Origin of the sequence: Lichenibacterium minor (assembly GCF_004137685.1) — a bacterium.
Classification (GTDB): domain Bacteria; phylum Pseudomonadota; class Alphaproteobacteria; order Rhizobiales; family Beijerinckiaceae; genus Lichenihabitans; species Lichenihabitans minor.
In genome coordinates this window covers 1-1030 of the sequence record NZ_QYBB01000160.1, presented here as the reverse complement: position 1 = coordinate 1030, position 1030 = coordinate 1, and the positions used below count along the sequence as shown (strand labels likewise).

Annotated in this window: 2 protein-coding genes; both read left to right on the top strand. The window is 68.4% G+C overall.

Annotated features, from left to right (window positions below):
* A partial coding sequence (locus tag D3273_RS27840) for an SDR family NAD(P)-dependent oxidoreductase (RefSeq protein ID WP_129230293.1) occupies positions 1-705 on the top strand: 705 nt, incomplete at its 5' end.
* The coding region (locus D3273_RS27835) for an alpha/beta fold hydrolase (protein WP_207210942.1) at positions 702-1030 on the top strand (329 nt) is incomplete at its 3' end. The genes D3273_RS27840 and D3273_RS27835, both read left to right, overlap by 4 nt.

Below are 1030 nucleotides of genomic sequence, written 5' to 3'. Positions count from 1 at the left end.
GACATGCGCAAGCTGTTCGACACGAACTTCTGGGGCCTGATCCACGGCTCGCTGGAAGCCGTGAAGCACCTGAAGCACACGGGTGGCGCCCTCATCAACCTCGGCAGCGAGGTGTCGGAGCGCGCCGTGCCGCTGCAGGGCATCTATTCAGCCTCGAAGCACGCGGTGAAGGGCTTCACCGACGCGCTCCGCATGGAGTTGGAAGACTCCGGCGCGCCTATCTCGGTGACGCTGGTGAAGCCCGGCCAGATCGACACGCCCTTCACCGTCAACGCCAAGAACTACCTCGCCTCAGAGCCGCACCACGTACCACCGGTCTACGCGCCCGAGGCGGTGGCCGAGGCCATCCTGAGCTGCGCCGAGCGTCCGGTCCGTGACATCCTGGTCGGCGGCGGCGCCAAAGGCATGGCACAACTCGGCCACTTCGCGCCCGGCCTGACCGACGTCGTGATGAACCGGATGGTGATCCCCGGCACGCCCAGCGGTCGGCCGTCGCGGCGCCCACCCGACCAGAGCGGGCTCGATGTGCCCACCGAGAGCCTGAAGGAGCGCGGAAACTACGAGGGTCACGTGATGAGGACGAGCCTCTACACCCGCGCCGCCCTCCACCCCGTCGTGACCGGGGCGGCGGCTCTCGGCGTCGGGCTCGCCATCGGAGCGCTGATGCGTGGTTCTTCCCAGCGCTCCAACGGAGACAAGCGATGAACCTGATCCGCGTCGAAACGAAGCTCCTCGACGTGGCGCTCTTCGACGAGGGGCCGCGCGAGGGGCCCGTCGTCCTGCTGCTGCACGGCTGGCCCGACGACGCCACCACTTGGGCCGGAGTCGCGCCGGCGCTCAACGCCGCAGGCATCCGCACCGTTACGCCGTTCCTGCGCGGCTTCGGGACCACTCGGTTCCTGTCCAAGACGACACTGCGGTCGGGCAATTCCGGCATCCTGGCCCACGACGCCATCGACCTCATGGATGCACTCGGAATCGAACGCTTCGTCGTGGCGGGCCACGACTGGGGCTCCAACACCGCCGAGGC